Annotated in this window: 27 protein-coding genes; 20 read left to right on the top strand and 7 right to left on the bottom strand. The window is 43.2% G+C overall.

The window, feature by feature from the left end:
* Positions 1 to 169: 169 nt before the first annotated feature.
* Positions 170 to 562, top strand: coding sequence for a hypothetical protein (locus tag B9T26_RS03500; RefSeq protein ID WP_227518758.1), 393 nt, complete (start codon positions 170 to 172; stop codon positions 560 to 562).
* A 7-nt stretch (positions 563 to 569) separates the two neighbouring features.
* A complete protein-coding gene (locus B9T26_RS03495) occupies positions 570 to 977 on the top strand; it encodes a GNAT family N-acetyltransferase (protein ID WP_086198421.1) in 408 nt (135 codons plus the stop codon).
* Between the two features lie 93 nt (positions 978 to 1,070).
* On the opposite strand, the gene B9T26_RS03490 is transcribed toward B9T26_RS03495, so the two are convergent.
* From B9T26_RS03490 to B9T26_RS03480, 3 genes are all read right to left on the bottom strand, one after another.
* Positions 1,071 to 2,171: a glycosyltransferase family 4 protein gene (locus tag B9T26_RS03490; protein ID WP_086198420.1), complete on the bottom strand. Its 1,101-nt coding sequence runs from the start codon at positions 2,169 to 2,171 to the stop codon at positions 1,071 to 1,073.
* Between the two features lie 267 nt (positions 2,172 to 2,438).
* Positions 2,439 to 3,374, bottom strand: coding sequence for an LpxL/LpxP family Kdo(2)-lipid IV(A) lauroyl/palmitoleoyl acyltransferase (gene lpxL, locus B9T26_RS03485; protein WP_086198419.1), 936 nt, complete (start codon positions 3,372 to 3,374; stop codon positions 2,439 to 2,441).
* 387 nt (positions 3,375 to 3,761) lie between these two features.
* Positions 3,762 to 5,669, bottom strand: a complete 1,908-nt coding sequence (locus B9T26_RS03480) for an ATP-binding cassette domain-containing protein (RefSeq protein ID WP_086198418.1) — start codon at positions 5,667 to 5,669, stop codon at positions 3,762 to 3,764.
* Between the two features lie 33 nt (positions 5,670 to 5,702).
* Between B9T26_RS03480 and B9T26_RS03475 the strand changes: the two genes are divergently transcribed.
* The 13 genes from B9T26_RS03475 to B9T26_RS03415 all read left to right on the top strand — a co-directional run bounded on the left by B9T26_RS03475 (position 5,703) and on the right by B9T26_RS03415 (position 17,609).
* The gene (locus B9T26_RS03475) at positions 5,703 to 5,948 is read left to right on the top strand and encodes a SlyX family protein (protein ID WP_086173994.1); all 246 of its coding nucleotides are present in this window, start codon (positions 5,703 to 5,705) and stop codon (positions 5,946 to 5,948) included.
* Between the two features lie 222 nt (positions 5,949 to 6,170).
* Positions 6,171 to 7,169 (top strand): hypothetical protein, encoded by a 999-nt coding sequence (locus B9T26_RS03470; protein WP_086198417.1) that lies wholly within the window; start codon positions 6,171 to 6,173, stop codon positions 7,167 to 7,169.
* A 70-nt stretch (positions 7,170 to 7,239) separates the two neighbouring features.
* Complete coding sequence (locus B9T26_RS03465) at positions 7,240 to 7,689, top strand: ammonium transporter (protein ID WP_086173992.1); 450 nt, start codon at positions 7,240 to 7,242, stop codon at positions 7,687 to 7,689.
* 37 nt (positions 7,690 to 7,726) lie between these two features.
* Complete coding sequence (gene topA, locus B9T26_RS03460) at positions 7,727 to 10,366, top strand: type I DNA topoisomerase (RefSeq protein ID WP_086198416.1); 2,640 nt, start codon at positions 7,727 to 7,729, stop codon at positions 10,364 to 10,366.
* A gap of 87 nt (positions 10,367 to 10,453) precedes the next feature.
* Positions 10,454 to 10,900 (top strand): NUDIX hydrolase, encoded by a 447-nt coding sequence (locus B9T26_RS03455; protein ID WP_086198415.1) that lies wholly within the window; start codon positions 10,454 to 10,456, stop codon positions 10,898 to 10,900.
* 52 nt (positions 10,901 to 10,952) lie between these two features.
* Positions 10,953 to 11,711: a hypothetical protein gene (locus B9T26_RS03450; protein ID WP_086198414.1), complete on the top strand. Its 759-nt coding sequence runs from the start codon at positions 10,953 to 10,955 to the stop codon at positions 11,709 to 11,711.
* 132 nt (positions 11,712 to 11,843) lie between these two features.
* Entirely contained in the window at positions 11,844 to 12,416 is a 573-nt protein-coding gene (locus tag B9T26_RS03445) for an HdeD family acid-resistance protein (RefSeq protein WP_086198413.1), read from the top strand.
* 92 nt (positions 12,417 to 12,508) lie between these two features.
* Positions 12,509 to 13,684 (top strand): glycerate kinase, encoded by a 1,176-nt coding sequence (locus B9T26_RS03440; protein ID WP_086198412.1) that lies wholly within the window; start codon positions 12,509 to 12,511, stop codon positions 13,682 to 13,684.
* Between the two features lie 231 nt (positions 13,685 to 13,915).
* Positions 13,916 to 15,907 (top strand): ATP-dependent helicase, encoded by a 1,992-nt coding sequence (locus B9T26_RS03435; protein WP_086198411.1) that lies wholly within the window; start codon positions 13,916 to 13,918, stop codon positions 15,905 to 15,907.
* 79 nt (positions 15,908 to 15,986) lie between these two features.
* Positions 15,987 to 16,241, top strand: a complete 255-nt coding sequence (locus B9T26_RS03430) for an RNA recognition motif domain-containing protein (RefSeq protein WP_086173986.1) — start codon at positions 15,987 to 15,989, stop codon at positions 16,239 to 16,241.
* A 40-nt stretch (positions 16,242 to 16,281) separates the two neighbouring features.
* Entirely contained in the window at positions 16,282 to 16,644 is a 363-nt protein-coding gene (locus B9T26_RS03425) for an ASCH domain-containing protein (RefSeq protein WP_086198410.1), read from the top strand.
* 73 nt (positions 16,645 to 16,717) lie between these two features.
* Entirely contained in the window at positions 16,718 to 17,221 is a 504-nt protein-coding gene (locus B9T26_RS03420; protein WP_086173985.1) for a DUF6586 family protein, read from the top strand.
* Between the two features lie 109 nt (positions 17,222 to 17,330).
* On the top strand, positions 17,331 to 17,609 hold the full coding sequence (locus B9T26_RS03415) for a hypothetical protein (RefSeq protein ID WP_086198409.1): 279 nt from the start codon (positions 17,331 to 17,333) through the stop codon (positions 17,607 to 17,609).
* Between the two features lie 54 nt (positions 17,610 to 17,663).
* Here the strand turns inward: B9T26_RS03415 and B9T26_RS03410 are convergent, their stop codons facing one another.
* From B9T26_RS03410 to B9T26_RS03395, 4 genes are all read right to left on the bottom strand, one after another.
* On the bottom strand, positions 17,664 to 19,382 hold the full coding sequence (locus B9T26_RS03410) for a cation:proton antiporter (protein WP_086198408.1): 1,719 nt from the start codon (positions 19,380 to 19,382) through the stop codon (positions 17,664 to 17,666).
* A 144-nt stretch (positions 19,383 to 19,526) separates the two neighbouring features.
* A complete protein-coding gene (gene rpmG, locus B9T26_RS03405) occupies positions 19,527 to 19,682 on the bottom strand; it encodes a 50S ribosomal protein L33 (RefSeq protein ID WP_001205031.1) in 156 nt (51 codons plus the stop codon).
* A gap of 12 nt (positions 19,683 to 19,694) precedes the next feature.
* Entirely contained in the window at positions 19,695 to 19,931 is a 237-nt protein-coding gene (rpmB, locus tag B9T26_RS03400; protein ID WP_000048256.1) for a 50S ribosomal protein L28, read from the bottom strand.
* A 162-nt stretch (positions 19,932 to 20,093) separates the two neighbouring features.
* Positions 20,094 to 21,542 (bottom strand): coniferyl aldehyde dehydrogenase, encoded by a 1,449-nt coding sequence (locus tag B9T26_RS03395; protein WP_086198407.1) that lies wholly within the window; start codon positions 21,540 to 21,542, stop codon positions 20,094 to 20,096.
* A 116-nt stretch (positions 21,543 to 21,658) separates the two neighbouring features.
* Here B9T26_RS03395 and B9T26_RS03390 point away from each other — a divergent pair, with 116 nt between their 5' ends.
* The 5 genes from B9T26_RS03390 (at position 21,659) to B9T26_RS03370 (ending at position 25,356) form a co-directional block, all read left to right on the top strand.
* Positions 21,659 to 22,351, top strand: coding sequence for a TetR/AcrR family transcriptional regulator (locus tag B9T26_RS03390; RefSeq protein WP_086198406.1), 693 nt, complete (start codon positions 21,659 to 21,661; stop codon positions 22,349 to 22,351).
* Positions 22,352 to 22,439: 88 nt separating this feature from the next.
* Positions 22,440 to 23,306, top strand: coding sequence for a formyltetrahydrofolate deformylase (purU, locus tag B9T26_RS03385; protein WP_086173980.1), 867 nt, complete (start codon positions 22,440 to 22,442; stop codon positions 23,304 to 23,306).
* A gap of 210 nt (positions 23,307 to 23,516) precedes the next feature.
* Positions 23,517 to 24,311 (top strand): TonB family protein, encoded by a 795-nt coding sequence (locus tag B9T26_RS03380; protein ID WP_086198405.1) that lies wholly within the window; start codon positions 23,517 to 23,519, stop codon positions 24,309 to 24,311.
* 20 nt (positions 24,312 to 24,331) lie between these two features.
* A complete protein-coding gene (locus B9T26_RS03375) occupies positions 24,332 to 24,952 on the top strand; it encodes a MotA/TolQ/ExbB proton channel family protein (protein WP_086198404.1) in 621 nt (206 codons plus the stop codon).
* A complete protein-coding gene (locus B9T26_RS03370; RefSeq protein ID WP_086198403.1) occupies positions 24,952 to 25,356 on the top strand; it encodes an ExbD/TolR family protein in 405 nt (134 codons plus the stop codon). Before B9T26_RS03375 ends, B9T26_RS03370 begins: the two co-directional genes overlap by 1 nt.
* The last annotated feature ends 29 nt before the right edge of the window (positions 25,357 to 25,385 follow it).

Genomic DNA, 25,385 nt, shown 5'->3' with positions numbered 1-25,385 from the left:
TGGTTCTTTTTTCTAAATTCATTTAATCTAAATTCATCAGCCAAGGAACCGGGAAAGGAACATCCCATTAAGGAAGACGTAATCGCTGGCCGATAGAAAGTCATCATGGACATGATGCAGCAATGGATAGCAATAATATAATAAAAATAAGATGTGAAAGCACAACCTCATGTACCCGAGTTTTGCAGGATGCAGAACTCGGGTTTATGCTTTTATAGAAGATCCTAAAAATAAACGTTCGGCCATGTACTTATCAAAATTTCAAGAACTTAAAATTTATATTGTTAATTTTACCGATTTATCACGTGACTCTTTGCATATTTATGCGGGTTTATTGCTGTTCTTCATTGTGGCCTTTATTCATCATCGGCAAGTGAAATCACGCTGGGCGATTTGGACAGTGGTTATGGTTGCAATTGCGGCAGAGCTGTTTGATGCGCGTGATGATTTGATTAATCATGGTTATTGGCGTGTGGGGGCCAGTATGCACGATATGATCAATACCATTTTCTGGCCTTTACTGATCTGGTTAATGGCAAGGTTTAGAGTGTGGAAGGGGTAATCACGCGATGACTTTTGCAATATCCATGCATGATGAAGTTGATGAAGAAGAAGTCTTAAAAATTTATCGGGCCAATCATTGGTCATCCGCCCAAAAGCCAGCTCAGCTGATGGCGGCATTACATCATTCACATAGTCTGGTGACAGCCAGGCAGGATGGACAACTCATTGGTTTAGGTAATGCGATATCTGATGGACACCTGGTGGTGTATTTTCCACATTTGCTGGTACATCCCGATTTTCAAAATTTGGGTGTGGGTCGATTAATGATGAAAGCAATGTTATTAAAATATAAAGATTTTCATCAAAAGATACTGGTTGCGGAACATCAAGCCATAGAATTTTATCAGACAATCGGTTTTGTTCGAGCAGGGCAAACGGAACCGATGTGGATTTATGCAGGCACAGAACATTGATGATTTCTAGATTGATTCAATTTTATATTTTGCCCAGTCCACTTTAATCTGTTACGACAAGATGAAAAGCGACCGGGATAAATACACTTAACTTTATTTCAGAATCTGTTTATATAAATTCAGCGTCTGATCGCACATTTCTTTCAAGCTAAATATCATCACTGGCTTAACTTCTTGAGGATCATCCATATGATGCTTCACTGTATTGAAAAGCGCAGTGTGATCATCGACTTCAATTAAACCTTGCGGATACAGCTTCGATAAAATCTCTGCCACACCGCCGCGGTTCCAGCCAATCACGGGTGTACCGACAGATAAGGCTTCTAAAGCGGTACGACCAAAAGTTTCTGCCTGATTGGAAAGGGAGAGCACCACATCGCTAAATGCCAGCCATTCACGAATATCTGAACGGTGACCGACAAAAGTAATTTTTTCAATAAGACCTTTGGCTTGAATGTTCTCCTGCATTTCTTTGAGATAGGCCGCTTTTTTCGGGTCAGCTCCGCCCACTACGACTGCATGTAAATTGGGATAGTGTTGCTGTAATTTTTCAACCAATCCAATCAGGGTTTCATGACCTTTTAAGCGGGTAATCCGTCCAGGAAGACAGACTAAAAACTTATTTTCCAGTTCAGGAAAGTCTTTAAAGGTTTGATTCAGCCATTTTGCAGAGGGCTGATAACCATGTGGAAAAGCGGTAGGGTCAATGCCACGGTAAATCCGGACAATATCCTGTGCTGGGCAATTTTTGTAATTGTCCTTAATGTATTTCACCACGCTGTCGGATACAGCAATGACTTTTTCAGCCTGGGCCATGATCGCGCTATAACGGTTAATCGAATAGAAGCCATGCACGGTGCTGACCAGATGCGGACGACGCTCTGCAGGAATTCCTTTTAGGGCAAAATGGGTCAGCCATGCTGGTACACGGGAACGCACATGTACAATGTCTGGTTGATGCTGTTCAATCAGCTGACGTAACGGGCGAATTTGCCATAAGCTAGAGAGGGCTTTTTTATGAATGGCCAAAGTCAGATGTTTTGAGCCTTCTGCTTCTAGCTGGGCTACTAGCCGGCCACCATTGGAAACCACCAAAGACTCATGACCTTCTGCAACTAAGGCACGGGCAATTTCAAGGGTGCCTCGTTCTACGCCACCGCTATTAAGTTCAGGAAGAAGTTGCATCACTTTCATGTTTTTTGCCTTATATGTTCATAAAAGATGAATAATTCACAGGTACATCATCATCTTAAACAATAAATTATTATTCGGAATTTACTATCGTGATAGCGACATGGATGTCGCTGTTTCGCTGTGTTACAAGGATGTAACATCAGCGGAACAAAGGATTTTTGCTTACTTTTCATCCCTGAAAAGTAAGATATGCCTATTCGAAAGTATTTGTATATCACCTTAAATTGAGGCTGTGTTCACTGCCAATTTAAAATCATTGCATCTATATCAATAGATTTCCTCAAAGCCTTCCGGACGGGTCTTAAAGCGACGGTGAAACCACATATATTGAGTAGGGGCAATACGTAGCTGATTTTCAATAATCCGATTGACGCGTGTGGCATCATCTACTTCATCTTCGCTTGGTAGATTTTCTACGGGAGCTTCAATCAGTACTTTATATCGGGGATTGGCAATATCGCCATCACGATAAAAATATAGCGGAATTGCGGCAGCTTTGGTCATTTTAATCAAGCGACGATGTGCAGTTACCGTTGCGGCAGGTACACCAAAAAAGGGTGCCATCACGCCTTGTTTTAGGCCATAGTCTTGGTCGGGACTGTACCAAATGGCACGGCCATTTTTTAAATGGCGAATCAAGCCACGCATATCATCATGATCAATCTGGTGGGTATAAATGGTGGCACGGCAGCGGTAAATAAGCATATCCAGCAGTGGGTTATTCTGCGGACGATAGACCACATCCGGTTCGAAATACTGGGCGCAAAGGTAGCCACCAGCATCCAGCAAAGTAGAATGGGTGCCTAGCAATAAAACCCCTTTGCCTTCAGCTTGTGCTTTTTGGAGATGTTCCAGACCTTCAATACTGACACGACCCTTAAACCACTGTGGACAGTACCAGGCATTTAAAGTTTCAAAAATACCAATCATCTGGTCGACAAAAACCTGTCGGGTATTGTCCTGAATCTGTTTAGCTGTCCATTCTGGAAAACAGAGTTCTAAGTTTCGAATCGCGGTTTTACGGCGTGATTTCAGCTGATTGAAGGCCAGATTACCAATAAAGGTTGCCAAGCGGTGCTGAATGGCCCACGGTAAAATCGCCAAAATCATCAGGAACACAATTCCAATCCAGATACCCCAATATTGAGGCAGCAGGAAAGACCATTGGAATTTTCCGGGTTGGTAATCTGGCTTTTTACTCATAGTGACCATTTTGAACAAAAGTTTTTTGCAAGTGTAACATGAAGTTATTTTTTAAATAAAAAAGCACCTGTAAGGTTAGGGTCTGTTGACATTTCATAAATGGCTTGCGTTGTAGGCTAAAATTGAGCATGAGACGTATACGTCGTAAGAATGAAATGCAAAGAATGGTGGTTCCATTTTTAAATTTCATGACGCAGTCTGAGATAATTTTAGCCACAACTCTTCGAGACTAGAGTATTTTTTGATGCTACGTCGTTGTGAACTACGCATTTAGAATGACTAAATTTTGCAGTTCACACCTAGTATCATCTAAAAAATACTCATAGTCGCAAACATAGATGAAGTGTTAACAGACCCTCATTACAGGTGCCCGTAGGATCAATCAGATCAATTGCCGTTAACAAGATTTTCTAATTCTTCCCAACGTTCTAATTTTTCCAGTAACAGCTCATCAATTTCAGTTAAGCGATTGGAAAGTTTCATGGCTTTGTCCGCATCATTTACAAACAAAGATCCATCTGCAAGTTGAGCATTAATTTCAGCTTGCTCTTTTTCCAGCGCTTCCATTTCAGCCGGCAGCTGCTCTAAAGCACGCTGATCTTTATAGCTGAGTTTCACTTTTTTCGGTGCTGCTGCGGCAGCTGCTGCTTCAGCTTTGGCCAAGGCTTTTTTCACATCACTTTTTTGATCAACAGCAGTTTGATCAGGACGTTGTTCCAGATAATCCTGATAACCACCGATGTATTCATCAATGTTGCCTTTACCATCAAACACCCAAGTCGATGTGACCACATTGTCCATAAATGCACGGTCATGCGAGATTAAAAGTAATGTGCCGGTATAACCACCGAGCATTTCTTCTAATAGCTCAAGCGTCACCATATCCAGGTCGTTGGTTGGCTCATCCATTACGATCAGGTTCGATGGTTTAAGTAACAGTTTTGCCAATAGAATACGGTTACGCTCACCACCAGACAAGGCTTTTACCGGAGTACGGGCACGTTCAGGCGAGAACAGGAAATCCTGAAGATAACTGTAAATATGACGACGGCCACCGTTGACATCGACAAAGTCCGAACCTTCAGATACGTTATCTTTAACTGATTTCTCTAAATCAAGTGCATTACGCAGTTGGTCGAAATAGGCAATTTCCAGCTGGGTTCCGGTTTTGACCGAACCACCGTGTTCAATTTCACCTAAAATAGCTTTGATTAGCGTGGTTTTACCGACCCCGTTATCACCAACCAGGCCAATACGGTCGCCACGAAGTACTAAAGCAGAGAAATCTTTGATGATTGGAGCATTGTCACCGAAGGTCACACTTAAGTGTTCGATATCGAACACCAATTTACCCGAACGGTTGGCGTCTTGCGTTGCCATGCTGACTTTACCTTGTTGCGAGCGACGTGCTTTTGATTCTTCACGCAATGCTTTTAATGCACGTACACGACCTTCGTTACGGGTACGGCGGGCTTTAATGCCTTGGCGAATCCAGACTTCTTCTTCGGCTAAACGTTTGTCGAATAAAGCATTTTGCTTTTCTTCCGCTTCCATTTGCTGCGCTTTAAGGTCAAGGTAACGTGAATAGTTGCCTTCAAAGCTGCGCAAAGTACCGCGATCGAGTTCAACAATTCGTGTTGCAATGCTGTCGACAAATGAACGGTCATGCGAAATAAATAATAAGGTTAAATTATTTTGATCGAGCAGGAATTTTTCCAGCCATTCAATACTTTCAACGTCCAGATGGTTGGTCGGTTCGTCTAGCAGTAAAACATCGGGTTGCATTAGCAATGCACGAGCAAGCAGTACACGACGTTTACGACCACCAGATAAATCGGCCAAATCGGCATCCGGATCTAGACCCATTTTACTTAAAATGGAATTCACTTTATTTTCTAAAGCCCAGCCATCTAGCTGATCCATTTTATGTTGCAAGTGACCCATACGGTCGCAAGCTTCCATATCACCGAGTACACAGGCATCACTGGCTTCATGATATGCTTTTAATACTTCTGCGGCTTCACCTGCACCATCGGCGACAATGTCAGCGACTTTGCCGGAATCCATCGGTACATCCTGAGCCAGCATGGAGATGGTGATGCCATTTTGTAAAGAAACTTCACCACGGTCGGGTAGCAAGCTTCCCTCAATGAGTTTAAGTAAAGTAGACTTACCCTCACCGTTGCGGCCGATTAAACAGACTCGTTCACCGCGTTCCAAAGTGAAGTTCGCGCCGTCGAGCAGGGAAGGTCCACCAAACGCAAGTTGGACATCCCTTAAAGTAATATAGGCCATACTGTTTCCTGAAATCCCCAATGAGGACTTAAAATGACTAAACAAAAAAATCTTAATGATCAGGCGTCATTTTCCGCACCCATAGAAGATTTGCAAGTCCGAATTACATTTTTAGATGATTTAGTTGAACAATTAAATGAACAAGTGACGCGTCAACATATTGAAATTGAAGACTTAAAGAAACAAATGCGATTATTGTATCAACGTGTGGAATCGGCAGATTTATCGGAAGGTATTGCTGCCTTTGACCCGATGACTAACCGTCCACCGCATTATTGAGCTCAATCAATCTGTGCATTAAAGCCCTGCTATCTATCAGGGCTTTTTGTTTAAAGCAGGATTGAATTTTTTCTACTCTCTGACATTAGCCTCTAAAAGCAAGGCATTCAGCCTGAGTGATGGTGCTGAATAAAAATCCAAAAGCACAAAAATATTTGACCTTTGCCATGGTTACCGTTCTAATGCACCGCATCTGCCTAGCTGAACTGCCTATTCGAAGATATGAATCATAAAGTCGTTCTTCTTGATCTTGAAAATAATATGCCGACTGCACAACTGTTGCGTAATATCATTCAACATTATGCGGTGGTTTATCTATTTAATTGCCAAGGAAAATTTGAATATTCTCTTGAAGATTTAACTGAATTTTCAGGCTGGGTCAGTAGTGGGCAAGTGGTTATTCTGGAAACTGCGGAAGTCGAACACAAAGAGTTTGAATATGCGGTTGTGGTCGGGCAGCTGATGGCGCTGTTAGACGAGGATAGTTCTATTGAACTGATCTCGGCCATGCCAAGCAGTGAAATGCTGCTGGAAATGATGCGGTCTTCAAATCTGGACTGTAGCCTGATTCACATTCAGCCAGAAGAATCCTCGCAAAATTCAAAATATAAAATCCCCAGTATTGAAACCATCAAGCAAAAACCTGATTTGCTCTTGATTAAAAAATATTGTGATACTTTGGGAAAAATGAAGGGTAAGCCGAATACCCTTGAGAAACTGAAAAATTCGCTCAGCAACATTTTGCAGGTGGAGGATGATCAGGCTCAGCAACTGACTGGTTTATTGATTAATCTCAAGATTGTGAAACGTTACGACGAGCAGATCAGCTTCCGTAAAAAATTGCTGAAACAATGGATGCAACTGGATTTAGATCAGGACACTTTTGTAGAAAAAGCACCCAAGCTTTCTTCCATTTTGACGGATTTATCTACTGAATCTTCCCAACTGGACGTATCAGCGCCGGCAAATAGTCTTCATCAGGCACAAAAAGAGTTATTTAAAAACTTTTCCAAAATTGATCCGGTTCAGGTGATTGTGGCGCAAAAATTACGCGAATTAAAATCCGACAAGCCCAAAGACATTTATGCCTTGCGTGATTTACTGGAGCAGATGTTCCCTAAGTCGGATGTGCGATTATTACTTAAAGAATTGATTGAGAAGGGATATATTTACTGGAATGGCACTGAAGTACTGTATAGTCATGAGCTGTTCTTGAATTAATTTCATCGCTGTAACTTGCGTTTTATATTCAGCTTATGCAACTCTAATAAAGGAATAAAAAGGTTGTACTATGGAAAATACCGGAATTTGGATTACAGTCTTCATTGTACTTTTTGTGCTGGGCTCAATTTTTGGACTTCGTGTCAGTCCAAGAGAGAAAGCTTTAGGCTTGATGCGTGAAAGAGCACGCAAGATGGCTTTGCATCCACGATTAGTTGCAGCTCCCGATTGGACTAAAATTCCAATGGCAACTGAGAACCGTGCCAGTATGGTTGCCTATTACAGTGTTTTAATTCCTGATGCCAGACTTCCCCTGATGCGTGCACGTGTAGAAGATCAAAAGCTGAAACTTGTGCAAGGTGATGAGAAGTTTAACGATTTGCCCATTGCATTAAAGGGCATTTATGCTATTGATATGCAGGCAAACTGTGTAGGACTCTATTGGGATGAAGAATCAGACCTTCGAGCAACACAGTTAGAAGACATCAAAACATATTTACAGTCTCTGGCTGAATTTTAATTTATAGACCTCTTTACAACAGGAATGATGGTTAACTATGGCGAACGCTCCTCGGTCAACATCCAAAAGCACCACAGCAAAATCACCGAGTGCTGCGAAAAAACGTGCCTTAGTGATTGTGGAATCGCCTGCAAAAGCGAAAACAATCAATAAATATCTAGGTTCTGATTACATCGTAAAATCATCGGTGGGTCATGTTCGTGACTTGCCAACAGGTGGTTCAAAAAGCAGCGAGAAAAAGCCTGTAACCCGTACCAAACTGACCGATGCACAAAAAGCTGAAAAGTCGCAACTGGCTTTGGTCAACCGTATGGGGGTTGACCCTGAGCATGACTGGAAAGCACATTATGAAGTGCTTCCTGGCAAAGAACATGTGGTCGCAGAACTGAAAAAACTGGCATCGCAGGTCGATGAAGTCTATCTCGCAACGGATTTGGACCGTGAAGGGGAAGCCATTGCCTGGCATTTAAAAGAAGTCATTGGTGGTGATGATTCACGTTACCAGCGTGTGGTGTTTAACGAAATTACCAAAAATGCCATTCAGGAAGCATTTAAACATCCCTCACGTTTAGATATCGACAAGGTCAATGCACAACAAGCTCGTCGTTTCCTCGACCGTGTTGTGGGCTTTATGATCTCGCCACTGCTTTGGGAAAAAATTGCCCGTGGTTTGTCGGCAGGTCGTGTTCAGTCGGTTGCGGTAAAACTGGTGGTAGAGCGCGAACGTGAAATCCGCGCCTTCATTCCTGAAGAATACTGGCAAGTTTTTGCCGATACCAAATCTAAAAAAGATGATATCCGTCTGGAAGCAGTGAAGCAGGGCGGTAAAACCTTCAAGCTGCACAATAAGGCTGAAACTGATGCCTTGTTGAATCTGATTAAAGATGCTGAATATAAAGTTGCCAACCGTGAAGATAAACCAACCAAGGTAAATCCAAGCGCACCGTATATCACCTCCACACTTCAACAGGCAGCGAGCACACGCCTTGGTTTCTCGGTAAAGAAAACCATGATGCTGGCGCAGCGTCTGTATGAAGCGGGTTTCATTACCTATATGCGTACCGACTCAACATTCCTGAGTGATGATGCAGTCAATATGGTGCGTGGTCATATTGAAAATGAATACGGCACAAAATATTTACCTGCCAAGCCAAATCGCTACGGTAACAAAGCCGGTGCACAAGAAGCCCATGAAGCGATTCGTCCTTCCAATGTGGCACTTAAGGGTGATCAGTTGGCCGGTGCAGAACGTGATGCACAGCGTTTATATGACCTGATCTGGCGTCAGTTTGTGGCCTGTCAGATGACACCTGCTGAATACCTGTCTTCTACCATTTTAGTCGATGCCAATGGTGTCGAGCTGAAAGCCAAAGGCCGTACCCTGGTCTTTGATGGCTTCACCAAAGTGCGTGGTCAAAACAAATCTGATGATGATGTGCTGTTGCCTGCAGTGAAAGTCGGTGAAGTACTTAAACTTGAGAAGCTCGATCCATCTCAACACTTTACCAAACCACCTGCGCGGTTTACCGAAGCATCATTGGTGAAAGAGTTAGAGAAAAAAGGTATCGGTCGTCCTTCGACGTATGCGGCAATTATTTCTACCATTCAAGACCGTGGCTATGTGAAACTGGAAAACCGTCGCCTTTATGCCGAGAAGATGGGAGAAATCGTAACCGACCGTCTGGGTGAAAGTTTCAATAACCTGATGAACTACGACTTTACTGCCGATCTTGAAGGTCAGCTGGATAAAGTTGCAGATGGTCAGCGTAACTGGAAAGAATTGCTCGATAATTTCTACGGCGACTTTAAAAAACGCTTGACCACAGCACAAGGTGAAAGCGGCATGCGCCGTAACCTGCCTGTAGAAGTGGAAGCCGTACATTGCCCTGAATGTTCACGTCCGATGCAGATTCGTACCGGAACAACAGGCGTGTTCCTGGGATGTTCAGGCTATAACTTGCCGCCTAAAGAACGTTGTAAAGGTACGCTGAATTTAACCCCGGTAGAATCTTTGGCAGCACTTTCTGATGATGATTCAGCAGAAACCGCAGATTTAATGTCGAAAAAGCGTTGCCCGATTTGTGAAACGGCAATGGACAGCTATGTGATTGATGGCGGCCGTAAATTGCATATCTGTGGTAATAACCCGGATTGTGCCGGTTTTGAACTAGAAGAAGGTGAGTTCAAAATTAAAGGGTATGATGGTCCAACCATTCCATGTGATAAATGTGATGGCGAAATGCAGTTGAAGACCGGCCGTTTCGGACCTTATTTTGCCTGTACCAGCTGTGACAATACCCGTAAAGTGTTAAAGAGCGGTCAGCCTGCACCGCCACGTGTAGATCCGATTAAAATGGAACACTTGCGTTCTAGCAAGCATGATGACTTCTTTGTCCTTCGTGATGGTGCAGCAGGTTTATTCCTGGCCGCAAGTAAATTCCCTAAAGTCCGTGAAACGCGTGCCCCTAAAGTGGCTGAACTGCGTACTGTGGCCGATCAGCTTGATCCAAAATATCAGTTTATTTTGCAAGCGCCCGATGCCGACCCTGAAGGAAATCCGACTTTGGTGAAATTCAGCCGTAAGAACCAGTCTCAATATATTGGTTCGGAAAATGCTGAAGGGAAACAAACCAAGTGGAGCCTAGTGTTCCAGGATGGGAAATGGGTTGAAGCTTAAGTTTTAAACTTTCCAGATAAAAATGCTCACTTCGGTGGGCTTTTTTTTCATAGGGTGAATAATGAAAAAAATAGGCTTAGGTTTGGTATGATTCCGATTCGTTCAATTGTGGTATCCAGTGTTTTATTGTCTGAAATAGATGGAGAATTAAAACTTTTATTGATGAAGCGAGTGAAAGGTGGTTTTTGGTGTCATGTTGCGGGGAAAATAGAGGCGGAAGAAACAGCGAGCCAAGCAATTTTGCGTGAAATCAGTGAAGAAACAGGAATACAGGTTCAACAATTATTTAGTGCTGATTACTTGGAACAATTTTATGAAGCAAGTTTAAATGTGATTGAAATGATTCCTGCATTTGTAGGTTTTTGTGATAAAAATCAAGTTGTTTCACTCAATCATGAACATACGGAATATCGATGGTGTAGTTTGTCTGAAGCTAAAGCCTTAGCTGTATTTTCCAATCAGAGAAAACTCTATGATTTCGTGTGGGACAATTTTGTATTACAAAAACCAGTAGAACAGTTAAAAATAATTTAATTTTTTGATTTTTATAACTATATTAATATTATGTATAAAGTTCGGGGCTAAAATGTGGAAAAACATTCGGATACTGTGCTTACTCATCGTGCTATTGATTGTTGCAGTCAATGCTTACCGTGATCAAAACCAGAATTGGTCCAAGCCGATTATTGTCATGTTGCATCCGATCAATGCAGATGGGCGGTCGGCAACTCAAAATTATATCCAATCGCTTCATCTGGCGGAGTTGACTGGCGCTCAAGAATATCTTCAGCAGATGTCGGCACAGTATCGCGGACAACCGATTGCGCTGTATTTTCAACTGGGACGTGAGCTTAAACGAGTACCTCCTAAAGTGCCTGAGCATGCAACACTGCTTGATAATATTTTATGGAGTTTAAAATTCCGTTTTTATGCATGGAAACAGCATGAAAGTATCGATGGTTCACCTAGTGTAACTCTGTATCTAAATTATTATGACCCCGAACAGACTAAAGAATTAAAACATTCCACAGCTTTGCAAAAAGGCCGGATTGGTTCGGTGAATTTATTTGCATCGAAAAAGCAGTCTGAACAAAACAAGATTGTACTGGTACATGAGTTGTTACATGCTTTTGGTGCAAGTGATAAATATGATTTGGCGACAGGGCAGCCCATTTATCCGCTGGGTTATGCTTATCCAAACCAGCAACCTATATTTCCTCAAACCAAGGCTGAGCTGATGGCGGGGCATATTCCGCTATCCGAACAAAAAAGCAAAATGCCAGATCGCTTGGAGCAGACTTTAATCAACGAAATTACCGCAATCGAGTTGGGCTGGAAAAAATAGCATTGTGGATAATGTGGCTTTTATCCACAGTTAAGCAGGTGGCTGTGGATAAAAATGCATCTAAAGAACTGACTTTTGTGCTGAAATCAGATACAACTAAAAGTATTCCTCAGCAAAAGACTTGAGAAAAACATGAAAACAGTAGGAAATGACTTAGTCCGACATCAGCTGCATGAAAATCGAAAGTGGTATTTGGGTTTGGGTATTCTACTCACACTGTTTGGCATTGTGCTGCTTGCATCTTTGCCTTTTGCCACGCTTTCTGTGGTGTTCCTGTTTGGTATATTGATGATGATTGGCGGTGTGCTGCACTTTATTGCAGCTTTTAAAATTTTTGAAGGTGGTGCTCGCTGGTTATGGGCATTGTTTGGCGTACTGTATCTTGTTGCCGGATATTATGCCTTTAGCACGCCGGTAAAAACTGCCATAGTATTGACCAATTTGCTGGCGATTGTGCTAATTGTGGCAGGTGCCATCCGGCTGATGAATGCCTTTATTTTTAAAGCCTATCAAGGTTGGGGATGGATATTATTTTCCGGTCTGCTGACCCTGATTACCGGTATCATTATTTTAATATCTCCGGATGCATCCTTCTGGGTATTGGGTCTGTTTCTTGCCGTAGATATCTTGTTCCAAGGAATTAACTATCTGACCTTGGCATCTTATATTAAACGTGAATTACCGCCAAGTTCGGCAGATGTATAGCACTGCATTTGATACTAGAGCGCTTGATGCGCTCTTTTTTATTATTTGTCCAGGTTGTATAAAAGATTTGTTCATTTCACTTGTTAAAGATTATGCCTGAAACCTTTGTGCTTGCTCCTGACTCATTTAAAGAAAGCATGACTGCTGAACAGGCTTGTCAGGCCATGCAACGTGGCATCCAAAAAGTATTGGCGGATGCACGGTTTATTCAGGTGCCTATGGCGGATGGTGGCGAGGGTACTGTGGATGCCTTGACTGCTGCACAAGGCGGACAAAAAATTGAGTGTGAAGTGACTGGTCCATTAGCCTCACAGAAAATCCACACTTACTTCGGCCTTGTGGATGAGGGAAAAACAGCCATTATCGAAATGGCCAAAGCCAATGGCATTCATCTTTTAGAAGCAGCTCAGCGTAACCCTTTGATCACCACCACGTTGGGTACAGGGGAAATGATCAAGATGGCACTGGATTTAGGCGTATCTAAAATCATTATCGGTATAGGCGGTAGTGTCACCAATGATGCCGGTGCGGGCATGGCGCAGGCTTTGGGTGCGAAATTTCTCGATGCAGCAGAATGCGATGTTGTTGTAGGTGGTGGTCAGCTTGACCAGATTAAAAGAATTGATCTTTCAGCTTTAGACGCACGATTAACGCAAGTGGATATTGTGATTGCCAGTGATGTAAATAATCCATTAACAGGAACACATGGCGCGTCGTATGTCTTTGCTCCACAAAAAGGTGCAACTACAGAAATGGTGAAAATTCTGGATCACAATCTTTGCTATTTTGCCGATTTGACTGAGCAGCAACTTGGAATATATTGTCGAAAGATTGCGGGAGCAGGTGCAGCAGGCGGTTTAGGCTTCGGTTTGATGGTGTTTACAGGGGCAAAGATTCAATCTGGAGTAGAACTGATGATTGAGCAGACTCATCTGGCTGAAAAAATTGCCCAAGCAGATTATGTATTGACCGGTGAAGGTAAAATTGATTTCCAAACCAAATTTGGTAAAACACCGTTTGGTGTGGCACAAGTAGCAAAGCGTTTGCATAAGCCTGTAATCGCCTTTGCAGGCATAGTTGGTGAGGGAGTTGAAGAGCTTTATAAGGAAGGTTTTACTCAGATTATCGGTATTAATCCACCAGATTGTGATTTGGAGGATGCATTAAAAAATGCGGAAAGGCATTTGGAAACTACAGTAATGAACATTGCTTTAGAGATTATGAATAATTTGGATACAGCCACATTTGACGTGCAGAAGACAGAATGATTTTTGTAGGCATTGCTTTACTTTTCAAGGATGAGAAGCGCTGCTTCGCAAGGTAACAAAAATCCTGTGTTGAACTGATTCAACATCCCTGTTTCACTGTTCAACAGGCGACATCCATGTCGCCTTTCTGGATGGCAGAATATAGGGATAGATTCAATTTTTAAGTAGATCAATCTCAGATTTATGGCCAGCTCTGTTAAACTATTCGTCTACCTAGCACGATGAGACACCATGAGTTTAGCCACCCTGATTAATGAATTAAACCCGCAACAAAAACAGGCTGCCACGACTGAATCAAAGCACAGTCTGGTACTTGCAGGGGCAGGCTGTGGCAAAACCAAAACCATTGTGGCTCGGGCAGCCTATCTGATTGATCAGGGGGTGCCAGCAAACCAGATTCAGATTCTGACCTTTACCCGTCGTTCCGCCAGTGAAATTGTGGCACGGGTGGAACTGGCTTTGGGTGATCAGGCCAAGGGCTTGCGCGCATCCACCTTTCATACTTTTTGCATGTATTTGCTGCGCCGTATTCCTAAAGCTTTTGGTCTGGAACAATTTTCGATTATTGATCGTGATGATCAGTTGATGATGTTCCGCCTGATTCGCGGCAAGGATGACAAAAAAAATCCCAATGCCTTACCTAAGCCGCAGCAGCTGTGTGACCTGTATTCTTTCGCCCGCAATACCCGACAAAAGCTCAGCATTTCTTTAGAAAAACAGCATCCAGAATTTCTGGAATATAAAGATCAAATTGCTGAAATCATGAAAGAATACGAGGCACGAAAACGTGCGCGTAGCTTTCTGGATTATGACGATATTTTGGCGGTGGTAGCATCAGCACTGGCGCAATCTGAAGGCCTCACCGATTATGTTGCCTCGATTTGCCAGCATATGCTGGTCGATGAAATGCAGGATACCAATCCACTGCAATGGGCGTTGCTGGAACCTTTAAAAGATAAAGTCAGTCTGTTTTGCGTAGGGGATGATGCCCAGTCCATTTACGGTTTTCGTGGTGCGGACTTTGAAAATATCCATCATTTTAAAGAACGCGTACCGGATGCACAGATTTTTAAACTGGAACAGAATTATCGCTCTACCCAGCAAATTCTGGACCTGTCTAACTGGCTGCTGGATCAGAGTCCAATCCGGTATGACAAACGTCTGGATGCGCATCGTGGAGAGGGCATTAAACCCAAACTGCATATTTTCCCGAACGAGTTTGATGAAGCCAAGTGGATTGCCATCGATATTAAAGAACGGCATTTTCTGGAAGGTACGCCGTGGCATGATCATATGGTGCTGGTTCGTTCCAGTTTTGCTGCGCGTCACATCGAAGCGGCTTTTATTCAGGCCAATGTACCGTACCGTTTTATTGGCGGCATGAAGCTTCTGGAAACTGCGCATGTTAAAGACCTGCTCAGTTTGTTGCGGGTGATTGCCAATCCTCTGGATGATATTGCCTGGATGCGTTTCCTGACCTTATGGAATGGCGTGGGCGATGTAGGAGCAAGCAAGCTGGCACAGCAGTTATTGCAGCAAGACGATGCCGAACTGATTTTTGAAAAACTGGAGAAATTTGGCCGGATTCCCGAAAAAACCCTGCTCATCATGAAGCAGATGTCGGTATTAAAAGATCAGGTGCAGGCCTGTGTGACTTTGGGTATAGAAGCCCTGCTGGAGCAGCTGGAAGAAAATTACGCCAAGAAAGACTGGTCGAAACGCATGGGTGATTTTGATCTGGTCAAACAACTGGCCACCAAACAGGACCAGCTGAGTGAGTTTCTGGAAGAATATGTGCTCGATCCGGTATCGATCAGTGAAATTGAACGCCAGTCTGAAGATGATGTAGTGACGCTAATTACTATCCATTCTGCCAAGGGTACAGAACAGAAGATTTGCTATGTCGCCAATGTTTCTGCCGGACAGTATCCGCATGCACGCGCACAAGGCAATTTTGATGAAGTGGAAGAAGAGCGCCGGGTCTTGTATGTGGCTTTGACCCGTGCCAAAAATGAACTGATTTTAACCAAGCAGAATCTGAATCTGTGGGCGCGGGATCAGGTGGATGAACAGGGGCGTAAAGTTGAAAGTTATTTCCTCAATGATTTGACCCGCAATCTTTGTACCACCGAAACCCATTACAAGCCGCGTCAGCAAACCGTGAAAAGTGCTTTAATTGAACGGCAATCGATTAATTTAGATTTTGGTATCGATCTCGATTAAACTATCCCGATATATTGAAGTGCAAAAAGTAAGTAGGCGAGTGCTTTTTGGTTTTTTTAGCCTATTTTAAGGTCATCAGATGAAAATTTTAGTTCGAAATTTAGAACGTACAGTGACAGAAGCTGAATTGCTTGAGTTGTTCAAGCAATATGGCACGGTAGATTCATGCACTTTGGTTTTAGACGCTGCAACAGGTAAATCAAAAGGTTTTGCTTTTGTGGAAATGCCGCATGGCCGTGAAGCAGTTAAAGCGATTAAAGGCTTAAATACTTTGCGTTTGCATGGACAGGGTATCCGTGTGAAACAGGCGGAAGACAAGCCCGCAGCAGAATAAACAATAAAAGGAGCTTGGCTCCTTTTTTTATGGATAAAAAATGAAACGGAATTTTGCTGCACTTTCAATCGTTACACCGGCTGGACAGCACATTGCTCAAAGGCAAAAGCGACTGGAAATACGCTCATGGCAACCTGAACAGTTACCCTTAAAAGATTTGGTGATTGTGGAAAATAAAAACTACCTGAGCAAAGCAGGGGATGAAGAAGCAGGCATGGCTGTGGCAATTGTAGATATTGAAGCCGTTCATCCCTGGCGTAAAGATGAAATTGAAGCAGCGAGCGCTACATACTGGGCAGCAGGATATTGGGCTTGGGAAATCAGTAATGTACGTCCTATTGATCCGCCCATTGCAGTGCAGGCAAAGCGCAAAATCTATTTCATTGAAATGGATCATGCATAATTTTTATTGTGAATTGGACAAGATTAAGTTTAATCTTAGCGATGTAACTCACGCCAAAATTTAGGAAATCACCATGTCTCGTGTTGCGCGCTTTCATGCGGATCGTACCAATCAAAAATTGTATTTTGCCCGTCTTGCATGCCAACAAGCAGAACAAACAGATCATGTTCAACAGGCGCAGGCCCATCGCGAAGCTGCTGTATTTCACCTGCATGGTGCAGTATTGGCATTTCTGCAAGAGTTGGTGCGTTACTACCGTTTAAACGACTTTGCCCCAACATTGAAGTCTATTGAAGAGCACATGGCAGAAAAAGGACAGATCTCGCCTGAAGTGACCGTAATGCAGCAGCTGGCTAAACAGGGTTTTATTGCCGAGCTAAAACGTGCCTACCGTATGTGCCAATATGCACCGGAACCGAGTGCACCGGAACCTGAAGATGAGACATCTTCCAACCTGATTATTAAAGTGACCCAAACTCCACAGGCCTGGTTGCCGGATACCAAAATATTGCGTGAATGGCATCGTGATTTGACTCAACTCATTGATGGATTTCGCAATGAGATGGTTGAATTTTAAACTTTACGACCAATGTGCTTGAAGTTTCTGTCATAGGCCTTATATATAAAATAGTCTAGCAATGCAAAGCGCAACTGCTCTTTGCCACCATGTTGAACATGGAGGATATATGTCTATAGAACATTTGAAAGAATTATTTGGTAATCAAGAAGCGATTTTGGAACTTGTTCAACTTGAAGGTGGTGAGTTAGCATTGCGAAATGCAGGCTCTGAAAAAGAACCGCTCGTCAAAATTCAGTTTAATGATGAAGTCAAAGCGTTACTTGGTGATCAGACACCAGTAATTGCCCAGCATATGGTGCAAGCAGCCTTGTTCGCAATGATGGAAAAGCAGGTTAATGAATGGCAGGCCGAAATTGTTGATGAACAACCCAAATATATGAGTTAACCCTCTATAAATGTAAAAAAGCGCACCGATGTGCGCTTTTTTATGGTTTGCTGATTAATGGGTCGGTGCTTGATGATGCGCAATCTGAATCTGATTTAAAATATGGTTGGTCATGTTGATAGCCATTTCTTCTTTGGCAAAATAAACCTGACCAATATTTTCGCGACGGATTACTTCAGCTTCTTCCTTGCTTTCGGCACAGACCAAAACTTGAATTTGTGGATTCAATGTTTTAGCAATATCGACAATTTTATGAATATCCAGAATATCCATAGGAGAAAGTACCAGCAGGCGTGCATGTTGAATATGTGCCTGAATAAGTACCCCGGCTTCGGTCGCATGCCCCGATACCGCAGCAATCCCTTTGGCACGCAGACTTTCAACAATTTCACGGTTTTCTTCAGCAATCACCACCTTAATGTCTTGTGCCATTAAGGATTTAGTAATACGACGACCGACTTCACCATGACCGACAATCACCACCTGATCACGCAAGTACTCTTGTGAAACTTCATCTGGCAACATGGACAGTGGGTCACCGCTACGTTCCAGTAAACGGGCCAAATGCGAGCGTTCACGAATCCAGTTTTGTACCGGTTCAATCGCAGAAAACACAAAAGAGTTTAAGGTAATGGAGATGAGTGCACCGGCTAAAATCAGGTTTTGACCATCTAAAGACAACAGATGCAGTGAAACCCCTAAGGTCGCCAGAATAAAGGAAAATTCGCCAATTTGTGCAAGGCTGGCACCTACTGTTAATGCAGTATTAATGGGATAACGGAAGAACAGCACCAGTGCCATCGCGGCAATGGTCTTGCCAATCATGATAATGGCCACCACGGCAAGCACATGCCAGGGTTGCTGCACTAAAATCATCGGATCAAACAGCATTCCCACTGACACAAAGAATAAAATCGAGAAAATTTCACGTAAAGGTAAGGTTTCTTCTTCTGCTCGGTGGCTGAAATCGGATTCTTTGACCACCATCCCGGCAAAGAATGCCCCAAGTGCCATGGAAACCCCAAATATTTTATAGGCACCAAAGGCAATGGAGACTGCAGCTGCCACTACGGTTAGGGTAAACAGCTCACGTGATCCCAAGCGTGCCACGACCTGCATAATCAATGGCACCAGACGTTTGCCAACGATCAGCATAAAGGCAATAAAGCCCGCCACTTTTAATAATGTGACAGCTAAAGTCATCCAGATGTTGGCATTAGGGTCTGAGCCGGCAATTGCTGTTCCCCCCAGTAAAACGGCTGTAGCAGGAAGCAGTACCAAGGCCAGTACCATGACCAGATCTTCAACCAATAACCAGCCTACGGCAATTTTACCATTCACAGAGTTGATCAGACCCCGGTCTCCCAAGGCTTTAAGTAGGACTACCGTACTGGCACAGGACAGGCTTAGACCAAAAACCAGTGCCGAGCCAAAGTTCCAGCCCCAGATCATGGAAACGCCTATGCCCAGTAAGGTTGCTACCGCGATTTGCAGCACCGCACCTGGTAAGGCAATGCGCCGTACCTGCATCAGATCGCTTAGGGAAAAGTGCATCCCGACACCAAACATCAGGAACATGACCCCAAGTTCAGCCAGCTGGTTGGCAAGATGAATATCTCCCACCACGCCCGGGGTATTCGGGCTAATCAAAATACCCGCAACTAAATAGCCAATGAGAGGGGGAAGACGGATACGCGCAGCAATATAGCCAAAAATAAGCGCCAGTCCAAAGCCAACGGCAAGTAATATAATAAGATCTACATCATGAGGCACTAAAAACTCCTTAAGCCAAAGTTAAGGGTAAAAAGAATAAGCACAAAAAATGCCAAAAAAGAATGTCTGAAAGTGTAGCAAGTCGAGCAAAAAAAATGCAAAAAAAAACGACCCGGAAGGGTCGCTTTTTTAAAGAAGTCAAAATTATTTAATTTTAGCTTCTTTGAAGATTACGTGCTGACGGATTTTTGGATCAAATTTTTTGATTTCCATTTTTTCCGGCATAGTACGTTTGTTCTTAGTCGTAGTATAGAAATAACCTGTACCAGCTGAAGAAACTAGACGAATTTTATCACGCATTGTACTGACTCCTTAGATCTTTTGACCTTGAGCACGAAGATCAGCAACAACCTTTTCAATGCCCAATTTGTCGATAATACGCATACCCTTAGTGGTTAAACGAAGACGTACGAAACGTTTTTCGCTTTCTAACCAGAAACGGTGGTGATGCAGGTTCGGCTCGAACCGGCGTTTGGTTTTGTTATTGGCGTGCGAGACGTTGTTGCCAACGACTGGACGCTTGCCGGTAACTTGGCAAACCTTAGACATGGTGAACTCCATTGCTAGACAGCACCGATTGTGCGGCTAGTCATTAAAAGTAAACGGATGAAATCATTCAAGGGGCGTTTTATACCAAAAATACGCTTAAAAGACAAGCGAATTTAAGAAAAACGTGGCATGATCAGGTGTGATAGATCATGCCTTGATCAGTTATCGAAGAAGGGTCTTCGAAATTAGTTTGTGAATCGGCTTATTAAACGGTGGGAGAATGAATTTTAAGCTATACAGCTTTGGATTAGACATCACTGACCGTTCATGCGACAAACTGAAGAAACCTTCTGGACCATGATATTTGCCCATACCTGAAGCACCGACTCCACCAAAAGGTAAGTCATCCTGTGCGACATGGGTCAATACCATATTCTGCCCGAAATGCCCTGAATGAGTATGCTGTGCGACATAGTCGGCACGAGCTTGATCAAAGTCGAAATAGTATAATGCAAGAGGACGAGGACGGCTATTAATAAAGTCAATAACATCGTCAATTTGATCATATTCTAGAATAGGAAGGATTGGACCAAAGATCTCTTCCTTCATAATGCGCATTTCAGTCGTTACACCGGTCAATAAAGTCGGTGCAATTTTTCGAACCTTGCTTAAATCTTCATGTGCCGGATTTAATTCAATAATTTTGGCGCCCTGCGCACGTGCATCTTCCAGATAACCTTGCAGGCGGTTGTATTGTTTGTCATTAATAATCGAGGTGTAATCCTGATTGTATTCAATACTTGGATACATCTCTTCTACGCAGGCTTTAAAGTGGTCAATAAATTCGGCAGTTCTTCCTTTAGGCAGGAACATATAGTCGGGAGCTACACAGGTCTGACCTGAATTCCAGAGTTTTCCTGCAGCCAGACGCTGTGCCACATCTTCTAAATCAATAGATGGGTGAACCAGAACAGGGGACTTTCCACCTAATTCCAAAATCACAGGCACCAGGTTTTCTGCGGCTGCTGCCATGACCGTTTTACCAATTTCGGTTGAACCGGTAAAAATAATTTTATCAAAGGCCAAATGGCTAAACGCATCGGAAACTGGACCGCCACCATTGATCACAGCCACAAGTTCAGTTGGAAATGCTTCGCCCAATGCTTTTTCCAAAGCACGACCAAAATGGCTGGAAGCACTGGAGATCTTGATCATGGCATGATTGCCGGCCGCAATTGCACAAATTAATGGACCAACCGACAATAATAAAGGATAGTTCCATGGGGCAATAATCCCGACTACACCCAAAGGTTGATATTGAACCCAGGCTTTTGCCGGCTGATGGATAATTCCAACATGACGTTTCGATGGTTTCATCCAATTGGTCAAATGCTTGCTATAATATTTAATCTGTTCAAGGCAGGTGAGTAATTCACCGATTTTGGTTTCGCCAATAGAACGGTTACCATAGTCTTGATTAATTGCTTCGGCAAATTGATCTTGATATTTAACTAAGATACGCTTTAGACGCGCTAAACGATCAATACGTTCCTTTGCCGATGGTAGGGGATAACGTAGATAAGCGTGCTTTTGCTGTTCTAGCACGTCGTGTAAGTGCTGAATATTAAACGAATGTGGTGTCATTGAAGTTGTTTTTGTTTGACTGTTCATGACCTGCTACCATTAAATAAAAAGCGATTAATTTAATTTTTAGAGTAAAAGCTCTAAATAGTCAAGTTACTTTATGTGTTAGCTAGCTAACCTATTGAATGAATGGTTACTTTAGGATGTCTCACTCCAAAACGGTGAAAACCAAAGAACGTATTTTGCAACTCAGCTTACAGTTATTTAACGAGCGCGGTGAGCGTTCTGTAACAACCAATCATATTGCAGCTGAACTGAATATGAGCCCGGGTAATTTGTATTACCACTTTCGCAATAAAAGCGAAATCATCAAAGAGTTGATGGAGCAGTACCAAAGCGAAACTTTGGACATGCTGGCACTGCCTGATGATCGTGCGCTCGATGCTAATGATAAAATTCGCTATTTTCAGGTGCTCAGCAGCCAGCTTTGGGCCTATCGCTTTTTGCATCGTGATGTTTATCATTTGGTTGAAAGCAATGAAGATTTTCGAAAAATGTATCCACGTTTTGCCGGTCAGGTGATGCAGCAGGGACAAAAAATCTATAAGGCCTTCGTCAATGCTGGCTTGATGGAAATGACGGATTCAGAAATTGAAGCCCTGATTATTAACTTGTGGATTGTTTTGACCAACTGGACCAACTTCCTGTACATGTCGGGTCATATTACCGATTCGAACCATCTGGAAGAAAAATGGGTGTGGCAGGCATTGCGTCAAATGGTGTTCCTGGAAGGGGCTTACTTGCGTGGTGAAAGCCGTCATACCTATGAACATTTACTCGAAACATTTGGCCCTTCAGAGCTTTTTGAGAGTTTGTCCTCAAGCAAAAAAACATGATGCGAGCTAGCCTATTTAGAAAGCCTGCAAAAAGCGTTAGAATACTCGGCTTGTTTTTCAATTTAACTGATTAGTGATATTAACCAACATGAATATGTCCACTGCTAACACAGCACGTTTATTGATTACTTGTGAAGATAAACCAGGTATCGTGCAAGCTGTTTCGAGCTTTTTGTATCATCAGGGAGCAAATATTACCGCACTTGATCAATACGCAACTGAAGCTCAAGGCGGGCGTTATTTCATGCGTGTTGAGTTTGAACTGGACAATCTGCAAAGCCGTAAAGAAAGTCTGACCCAGACTTTTGCGACCAATGTAGCCGAGCGCTATGAAATGCACTGGCGTCTGGCACTGGTCAGTGATGTGAAAAAAGTCGGGATTCTGGTTTCTAAAGTAGATCATGCCTTGCTTGAACTGTTATGGCGCCATGCGCGTGGCGGTTTACCGTGCGAAATCACCAAGGTGGTATCGAACCATGACACCTTGCGTGAAGCGGTAGAAAACTTTGGCATTCCATTTGAAGTTGTTCCGGTCAATAAAGAAAACAAACGTGAAGCCTATAGCCAGATTGATGAAATCATGCAGGGTAATGATTTACTGATCCTCGCGCGTTACATGCAGATTCTGGATGAAGAATTCGTGCAAAAGTGGGAAATGAAAATCATCAATATTCACCATTCCTTCTTGCCAGCCTTTGTCGGTGCCAATCCATATAAACAGGCCTATGACAAAGGGGTGAAACTGATTGGTGCAACAGCGCATTATGTGACTGCTGACCTCGATCAGGGCCCGATCATTGAACAGGATGTAGAACGTGTCAATCACGATTTTACCGTGGAGCAGTTGCGTGAACTCGGACAAGATGTGGAACGAAATGTTTTGGCTCGTGCAGTAAGATGGCATCTTGAAGATCGTATCATTGTCGATGGCAACAAAACTGTTGTTTTCCAATAAGTATTGTTATAACTATCAATTTAAAAGGCATGTTTTAAGCATGCCTTTTTTGTTTTCGATTCAAAAAACTCATCAAAACTGGCATTTTAATAGTTGCAAATGAAAACACTTCTCATTTATTATTGGCGTGCTTTAATTGTACTAACCGATGAGCCTGATTGCTTAAATCTTAATTGATCAACAATCGCTTAAATTAGGTAACTGATTTTAATGAGTCAATCTTCCGCTCTAAATATGCAAACTCCCAATCCGATGAAAAAGAAAATTATTACGGCGCTTATTGCTGTTGTGGTTGGTCACATGGGTGTGTTGTGGGCGGTCGGACAAATAAAAACACCCGAATTGAAGCCGATTGAAAAAGAACCCTTGAAAGTTCGCTTCGTTAAAATTCAGGAACCGCCAAAACCTCTACCGCCAAAGCCAAAAGCTGAACCTAAAAAAGAGCAGCCGAAGCCGAAGCCGGTGAAAGAAGTTAAAATTGTCGAAAAACAGCTTCCACCACCGCCGAAAAAGGTAGAGAAGGTTCAACAGGTTAAAAAAGCAGATACCCCAAAACTGGTGATCAAACCGGTTGAAGCACCGCCTAAACCTACAGTAACAACAACAGTTTCTGAAACCAGAGTGGTGAAACCTGCACCGGTAACTCCACCACCTGCACCGGTTGCACCGCCAGCGCCAGTTGCACCACCATCGCCACCTGCACCGCCAGCTCCAAAAAGTGTTGTGATTGGTTCAGGCGTGCAATGGAGCCGTTCGCCACGACCGTCCTATAGCAATAGCGACTTGGAAGGTCAAACGCGTAATGCCGTGGTATATATTGAAGCAAATGAAAAAGGGGTGATTACTTCGGCGCGCATTACACGCTCAAGTGGTTTACCTGCTTTAGATGAAAAGATTTTACGCTCAGTGCGTAGTTCCAAATTCAAACCGTACAAAGAAAATGGCGTGGCTTATCCAATCAAGGCTAACCTGCCATTAGAATTGACCTTGAATCCTAACGGCTAACATTTATCAGGAGTTCGAGTATGAACTTTTCAGTTTATTGGCAACATGCTGATGCAGTGAGTAAAACGCTGTATTTCGTGTTATTGGCAATGTCAATTACGACATGGACCATCTTCGTTTTACGTGTAATGGGGACTCGCCAACTGAAGCAACAGGCTTATGCTCAACTTTCTCAGGCCTTAAGCAAGTTAAAAGCAAAATTTGCACCTTTAAATTTTGAGCAACGTAAAGCCGTAGCAGAACAGGCTTTGTTGCGTCAAATTTCAGCTGAAAAAGCCAATGCAGAAAAAGGCGTGGCAGTGTTGGGTACAATTGCTTCACTGGCACCTTTTGTGGGCTTGTTTGGTACGGTTTGGGGTATTTTCCATGCACTGGTTGCAGTAGGTAAAAGTGGTCAGGCAGGCTTGGCTCAAGTCGCAACACCAGTAGGTGAAGCCTTGATTATGACCGGTCTGGGTTTGGCAGTAGCGATTCCTGCAGTATTGGCTTATAACATTTGTACCCGTGTGAACCGCGGTTTGGCGCATGAGTTACAAGACCAGGCGCACAGTCTGTTGATTGATACCATGTTGCAGCAAGACAGCGCAGCTCAGGTAGCATCTAAATCAACAGCAAATAATTTGGTTGGAGGTCAAGCTTAATGGGCTTTCAATTGGGCGAAGACAACGATGTAGGTATGAATGAGATGAACCTCATTCCACTGATCGATATTATGTTGGTATTGATGATCATCTTCCTGGTGACAGCAACCGTTGCTAACCCATCAATTCCATTAACCTTGCCAAAAACCACGGCGGAAATTACCGAACCGCCACCGAAGGCCATCACCGTCAGTATTAATGCCAAGGGTGAAGTGGCCTGGAATGATCAGGTCATTAGCCTTGAAGAATTGCAAACTCGCTTTAATGAAGCGGGGCAGGCGGAACGTAAACCAACCGTTCAACTTCGTGCAGATAAAGAATCACGCTATGACACGGTTGCACAAGTGATGTCACGTGCGAGCGAAGCCGGGCTCAGTGATATTGCCTTTATGAGTGATAACTAATTTGTGTCTAGTCTTAAAAAAGCGACCTT

This window comes from Acinetobacter sp. ANC 4169, assembly GCF_002135355.1.
In the GTDB taxonomy this organism is placed as follows: domain Bacteria; phylum Pseudomonadota; class Gammaproteobacteria; order Pseudomonadales; family Moraxellaceae; genus Acinetobacter.
The sequence above is the reverse complement of the archived record's forward strand: the minus strand, read 5'-3'. Positions and strand labels throughout refer to the sequence as shown.